This is a genomic window from Streptomyces bohaiensis (genome assembly GCF_012033785.1).
Taxonomy (GTDB): domain Bacteria; phylum Actinomycetota; class Actinomycetes; order Streptomycetales; family Streptomycetaceae; genus Streptomyces; species Streptomyces bohaiensis.
In genome coordinates, this window is record NZ_JAAVJC010000283.1 from 1 (window position 1) to 6,104 (window position 6,104).

Sequence of the window (6,104 nt, forward strand, 5' to 3'; positions counted from 1 at the left end):
CGCGGGAGACCGGCATCGGCTCGTCGGGCGCCGGCGGGCGGCGCCTCCGGCGCCCTCCGGCGCCCTCCGGTCGGCGGACTCACGGGCGGGCGGGACCGCCGCGTCACTCGCCGGCGCGGCGAGCGAGGCGGCGCCGGCGCCGGGCTTGCCGTCGAGCAGTGTGCCGACGCGGGCGCGGAAGTCCTTCATCATCGCGGAGGCGTTCTTGCCCGGGCCGCGGGGATCGATCTTGCCGAGCTGCCACTCGGCATGCGCGAGGACGCTGTACTGGTTCCACCCGTGGGCGCGGCAGATCGCGGCGGTGTAGCGCGCGATGGCCTCCAGCTGGGCGGCGGGCCAGGGGTCCTTGCCGTCGCCGAGGTTGATCGCCTCGATGCCGTAGAAACGGGAGTTGCCGTCCTGGCTGGAAGCGCGGGGTGCGGGGAGGGTCTTCTCCTCGCGGATCACCGCGGCCAGGACGTCGGGGTCGCCGTTCCCCGCGTGGTTGGCGCGGCCGTGGCCGACAAGGTGCATGCGGCCCTCCTTGTCCGCGACCGCGTGGCAGAGCGGTCCGGGAAGTCCGGCGTAACCGTCGCGGCAGATCCGGACCGACGCATCGGTGCCGGAGGTGACGGTGTGGTGGATCATCACGCCGTTCACGGGGCCCCAGCCGGTACCGCGCGTGCCGCGGTTGTGGGTGCGCCAGGAGCCGACCTCGACGACGTCGACGCCCTCGGCTCGGAGCGCTGTGATCAGGTTGGCCGGTGTGAGGGGGGTGGCCATCGGAGCCTCCATGGGGTCCGGTCTCGTGCGTCGTGGCGGCTGGCCGCGACGGGTGCTGGACGTCCGGGGTGCCGGGCGTCGGAGCGGCGGGTGGATGGGTGGTCGGGAGAACGCAGGGCGGCGTGTGGGGGCCCGGGCCCGGGCCCGGCCGCCGCCTGTTCGGGCGGATACCGGATGACCCGGCGACCGGAACGTGCGTTCGGAACTCGCCTTGTTGTCGTTCGCTCAGTGGTACGGGCGGACCAACGTAGCCGCAGCGTCCGCCGTTCGGTGCGAACTGCCGCGCGTGTCATCCCAAGGTGTGCCGCGGAGACCGCAGTTGGCCGGAAGTGTGTTCTCTCGGACGTCGTGCGTTCGGCCCGCGCCCCCGGTGGCGCACCGGCGTGCGCCCGCCGTCCGCAGCGCAGGGCTCCCGCGCAGGTCGCGGCAGGGTCGGCGCGGTGGGCGGGCGGACCGGGTCACACGGCGTCCCGGGGGTGAGGGGACCGGAACGCGGGGCGCCCGGTCGGCCGGTGGCCCCCGCAGGGGCCGCTCCGGGCGGGGGTGTTCGGCCGATCTGTTCGTCTCTTGTGTCTCGCGCCTTCGGGCCTCGGCGACCCCCGACCTCGGCATCTCCGGGCTTCGGCGACCCCCGACCTCCGCATCTCCGCCTCCGCATCTCCGGACCTCGGCGACCCCGGACCTGGGCCTCGGCGACTCGCGGCCGTTGACGGCCCCGGACGCCCGCCGCGGGTTCAGGGCGCCGTGATCGTCACGGAGGCGGTGTCGGTGGAACGGGATGCGGTGATCTCGGCGCCGCCGATGACGGTGCTGTCCCGGGTGGTCTCCTCACTGCTGCCGAGCGCGGCGAAGGCATCGGTGACCCACACCTCCGCCGCTCGCCGCTCGACCCCCTCGATGCCCGCGGCGGTGACGCAGTCGGTGAGGAACTCCCACTGTCCCGCCGCGACATCGGGCACCTCGGTGGCGGTGCAGTTGATCTGCGTGGCCCGCCCGTCGGCGTCGGTCCATGCCTCGGCGGCCAGCCGCAGCCCGCCCTCGACCTCCCGGGTGTCGGTCTGCCACCGCAGCCGGCCCGCGCCGTCGCCGGTGGCGACCTCGACCCCGGACTGCGTCCAGGTGACGCCGTGGACGCCGGCGAGGTGCTCCGCCCAGTCGGCGACATCGACACCCGCCAGCGCGGCGATCGACTCGGGGATGCCGCCGCCGGGCGTCGCCCCCGTGCCGCCCTCCCCTCCGGCGTCGTCGTCGGGCCCGGGGCCGCCCGGGTCCTCGGCCGTCTGCCCCGGGTCGGGGGTGGCGCCTCCGGCGGAGTCGTCGGTGGTGTCGGCGGAGCAGCCGACGAGGGTGAGGAGAAGCACTGCGGTGGGGAGTGCGGCCCGCCGGGCGCGCGTTGTGTACGTCATGCCCGCACCCTGCCCCAACGGGCGTGCGGCTGCCCGTCGATGGGGGCAGCGGTTCGCGGGCGCTGTGATGCACTCCGCCGCGCACGGGGTGGCGGCCGGTGGCGTGGTCACCGGCACGCGCCGGGAGCGCCCTCCCGCGCGACACGGGGTACGGTCGTGGCACGCCGGTCCGGGCGGGGGCCGGGCAGCGGCGGCGGGAGGTGCAGCCCGTCGGGCCGCGCGGGCACGCGGTGGGCCGGCCGCGGCGGCGGTCACCTCCGCACCGAACATGGCGAAGTGTCGCTTCTTCGGAGAACCGACACACAATTCAGAGGTTGGCGTGAGGTGGTTCCGTGCCGGTATGTCGCGCTTGGCAACAGGCGCAACGTACCCGCAACTTCGCGCACGCCCGAGCTGGGCATAGCCTCAGCAGCGGACCCCCGTGACGCGCAGCTGGAGCCAGCCGACGATGCCGACCGTTCCGCCGTCCCGCCCACTCGCAGCCCGACCCGTGCGCTGCCACCGCATGCCGGTGGGTCGCGGGAGCCGGGCGTGGAGTACGGCCGAGCGCTCCGGGCGTCCCGCACCCCGTCTACTCCGACCCTGAGGTATCGCCCATGACCCAGGAGCCCAGCCCCAAGTTCGCCGACACCTTCGCTCGGCGACCGACCGTGGGCCGCCGCGGCCTGCTTCCCGGTAAGCGGGTCTACACCACCACCGCCTGGAGCGTCGCCGTGGCAGCCCTCGTGGCCGCCACGGCCTACGGCGCGTCCGCCGTCATCCCCGGCGACCAGGAGGACGACACACTGGTCGCCCCCGTCTCGTCGACCAAGTCCCCCGCGACTCCCCCGAAGCCGGCACCCAGCCCGGCGGAGGAAGAAGAGGAGGAGGACGAGAACGAGGCCGAGGAGGACCTCACCGACGTGATCGAGGTGGCGGCCCCGCCCGCCGCGGTCGTCGAGGAGGTCGAGTCCGAGGAGGAGGAAGAAGAGGAGCAGGAGGAAGAGGAGCAGGAAGAGGACGCGGAAGCCGAGCAGCAGGAGAAGGAGAAGGCACAGGCGAAGCCGGCGGCCCAGGCCGGGGCCGTCGCCAACAACGCCGTCTCCGCCCTCGGCGACGGCGGCACCTTCCGACTGCGCGCCGGCACCGGCGACAACCTCTGCCTCGACGTCGCCTGGAGCGTCACCAGCTCCGGCGCCGACCTCCACCAGTGGAACTGCAACGACTCCACCGCCCAGCAGTTCACCCTCCGCAAGGACGGCGACGACGGCGTCTTCAACCTGCACGCCATGGGCAACTGCCTCGACGTCAACGGCAGTTCACAGTCCCCCGGCGCCAAGGTGCACCAGTGGAACTGCAACGGCACCGACGCGCAGCGCTGGCGCGTGGAGAGCACGGGCGAGGGCGTCTTCCGACTGCGGTCGGTGGTCAGCGGCCACTGCCTCGACGTGGCGGGCAACTCGTCCGAGGTGGGCGCCAAGATCCACCAGTGGAACTGCAACGACGCGGGCGCCCAGCGCTGGACGCTGGAGCGTCGCTGAGAAACATCGCGGCAGCCGCCGCCGAGCGGCGATGAAGACGGCCCGTGGCACGGGGACCACCCGCACCACGGGCCGTCGCACGTCGCCACCCGGCAGGGCGTCGCCGGAGCCACGACCGCCGGCCGTCGCGCCCGACCCCCGGGTCAGTCCCAGCGGTTGAACACGGCGCCCCCGAGGGTCCGGGTCCCGTGGTACCGGGCCTCGCGCCACTCGAACGGTGTCAGTGCGTCCCGCCCCGCCCGGTCCAGATCGAGGCGCAGCGTCTCCCTGCTGAGCACCGCGAAGCCGCCGTGGCCGAACGCCGCCGCCCAGGACGGCGGCGCCGCGAACTCCTCCCGGTGGACCTCCGCCACGCCGTCGGCGAAAGCGATCCAGCGCAGGTGGCAGTGGCCCAGGACGGTGTGGTCGCCCTGCCGGTCGGAGATCAGCGCATGGTGGTAGGTGAGCGGGTGGACGCGCTCGGTCGTCGCGAGGAGCCGTCCGCCTGCGGCGCGCGCCGCGTGGTGCAGCACCGCGCGGAACTCACCGGGCGCGACCGAGGGCAGCGCGCCCGCGGCACGGCGCGGGAACCCTGTCGCCCCGTTGGGCAACGGGCCCCGGAACGGCATCCCGGCGGCCACCGCCGCTTCCTCCCCCACCCGCGCTCCTCCCCGCGGCGCGCGGGACACGTCCCGCTCCAACAGCGCCTTCGAGTGAGCAACGAGTGAGCACGAGGGCCCGGATCACCGCCCTGAGCAGGCGATCCGGGCCCTCGTGCGTCAGCGACCTGCGGGTCGACCAGTAGGCCGTGTGGGACTCGAACCCACAACCAATGGATTAAAAGTCCACTGCTCTGCCAATTGAGCTAACGGCCCGCTAGAGCAGCATAGCGGCCGTGCCGCGTCGGCGTCGCAGGTGATACGTGGTCCGGTCGGGGGTCCGCGGAGCCCCCGGTCGGATGGGTGGACGGGGCCGGGCGGGGCGCGGCTCCGCGGCGGGGCTCTGTCCCCGCGGGCGTGGCGGAGGCATGATCGGCTGTGGTGGTGCGCCGGTCGCCCCGGCGGCCGACGGCGCCCACTGTGGCCGACCGGGCCGCGGCCGGGAGCAGCGGTCCGCCAGGACGTCGAAAGGACCTTGCGATGCAGCGGCTGACCGACCACCACGCCGGAGCGCACGGAGCCGCGCGATGAGCGCGGGAGCGGGCGGTGACGCGCCGGTGCTGCGTCACGTCGAGGGGGGAGCCGGTTTCCTCACCCTCAACCGGCCCCGGGCACTGAACTCGCTCAACCACGCGATGGTGCTCGCGGTCGAGGAGTCCCTCACCGCCTGGGAGGAGGACCCGGCGGTCAGGACGGTGGTCCTGACCGGGAGCGGCGATAGGGGGCTGTGCGCGGGGGGCGACGTCCGGGCGATCTTCGACGACGTGCGCTCCGCCGGAGAGTCGGCGGCCGTCGGCGCCTCCGAGCGGTTCTGGCACGACGAGTACCGGATGAACGGCCGGATCGCCCGGTTCCCGAAGCCGTACGTCGCCGTCATGGACGGGCTGGTGCTGGGCGGCGGCGTCGGTGTCTCCGCCCACGGCTCGGTGCGCGTGGTGACCGAGCGCTCGCAGGTCGGGATGCCCGAGACGACGATCGGTTTCGTGCCGGACGTCGGCGGCACCTACCTGCTGTCCCGCGCTCCGGGGGAGCTGGGCACGCATCTCGCGCTCACGGGCGCCCCGGTCGGTCCGGGTGACGCCCTGCTGTGCGGGCTGGCCGACCACTTCGTACCCTCCTCGTCGCTGCCCGAGCTGCTGACGGCGGTGGCGACGGAGCCGGCAGCGGACGTGGTGGCCCGGCTCGCGGCCGCGCCGCCGCCCGCCCGGCTGGCCCAGGCGCGGGAGTGGATCGACCGGTGCTACGCGGCGGACACCGTGGAGGAGATCCTGCGCCGGCTGCGCGACGCCGGCACGGCGGACGCGGCGGCAGCGGCGGACACCATCGGGAGCAAGTCCCCGACCTCGCTGAAGGTGACGCTGGCAGCGCTGCGCCGGGCTCGTGGGCTTCCCTCGCTGGACGCGGTGTTGCGGCAGGAGTACCGCGTCTCCTGCGCCATGCTCGCCGCCCCGGATCTGATGGAGGGCATCCGGGCGCAGCTGGTCGACAAGGACCGCGACCCGAAGTGGTCCCCCGCGACCCTGTCGGAGGTCGACACGGCGGAGGTGGAGCGCTGCTTCGCGCCGCGCCCGGGGCGGGAGTTGGAGCTGCCGTGGGCGGTGGACGGCGCGAGTTGAGCACGGCGCGCGCTCCGCTCCGGGCCGGGCGGCGGGCCGTTCACCGGCTTCTCTCCGGACCGCACGGCGTGTGCGAGGTCGGGCAGGCCGCTGCATCGCAAGGTCCTTTCGACGTCCTGGCGGACCGCTGCTCCCGGCCGCGGCCCGGTCGGCCACAGTGGG

The 6,104-nt window shown here is 74.5% G+C and carries 5 protein-coding genes and 1 tRNA gene; 2 read left to right on the forward strand and 4 right to left on the reverse strand.

The features are described 5' to 3' along the window. Together HCN52_RS20880 and HCN52_RS20885 are read right to left on the reverse strand one after the other, a co-directional pair. On the reverse strand, window positions 1-762 hold a 762-nt coding region (locus tag HCN52_RS20880; protein ID WP_168089997.1), incomplete at its 3' end, for a peptidoglycan recognition protein family protein. A 734-nt stretch (window positions 763-1,496) separates the two neighbouring features. Then, entirely contained in the window at window positions 1,497-2,168 is a 672-nt protein-coding gene (locus tag HCN52_RS20885) for a hypothetical protein (protein ID WP_168089998.1), read from the reverse strand. 596 nt (window positions 2,169-2,764) lie between these two features. Between HCN52_RS20885 and HCN52_RS20890 the strand changes: the two genes are divergently transcribed. Next, the gene (locus HCN52_RS20890; protein ID WP_168089999.1) at window positions 2,765-3,688 is read left to right on the forward strand and encodes an RICIN domain-containing protein; all 924 of its coding nucleotides are present in this window, start codon (window positions 2,765-2,767) and stop codon (window positions 3,686-3,688) included. Between the two features lie 143 nt (window positions 3,689-3,831). On the opposite strand, the gene HCN52_RS20895 is transcribed toward HCN52_RS20890, so the two are convergent. Then, window positions 3,832-4,326, reverse strand: coding sequence for a hypothetical protein (locus HCN52_RS20895; RefSeq protein ID WP_168090000.1), 495 nt, complete (start codon window positions 4,324-4,326; stop codon window positions 3,832-3,834). Between the two features lie 143 nt (window positions 4,327-4,469). Further along, window positions 4,470-4,542: transfer RNA gene (locus tag HCN52_RS20900), tRNA-Lys, on the reverse strand. A 311-nt stretch (window positions 4,543-4,853) separates the two neighbouring features. On the opposite strand from HCN52_RS20900, the gene HCN52_RS20905 reads away from it, so the two are divergent. After that, window positions 4,854-5,942, forward strand: coding sequence for an enoyl-CoA hydratase/isomerase family protein (locus HCN52_RS20905; RefSeq protein ID WP_168090001.1), 1,089 nt, complete (start codon window positions 4,854-4,856; stop codon window positions 5,940-5,942). Window positions 5,943-6,104 lie beyond the last annotated feature (162 nt).

What these genes read in the sequence shown, in the direction of transcription:
- HCN52_RS20885 (WP_168089998.1), bottom strand. Translation starts at nt 2,168, where the DNA reads ATGACGTACACAACGCGCGCCCGGCGGGCCGCACTCCCCACCGCAGTG.
- HCN52_RS20890 (WP_168089999.1), top strand. Translation starts at nt 2,765, where the DNA reads ATGACCCAGGAGCCCAGCCCCAAGTTCGCCGACACCTTCGCTCGGCGA.
- HCN52_RS20905 (WP_168090001.1), top strand. Translation starts at nt 4,854, where the DNA reads ATGAGCGCGGGAGCGGGCGGTGACGCGCCGGTGCTGCGTCACGTCGAG.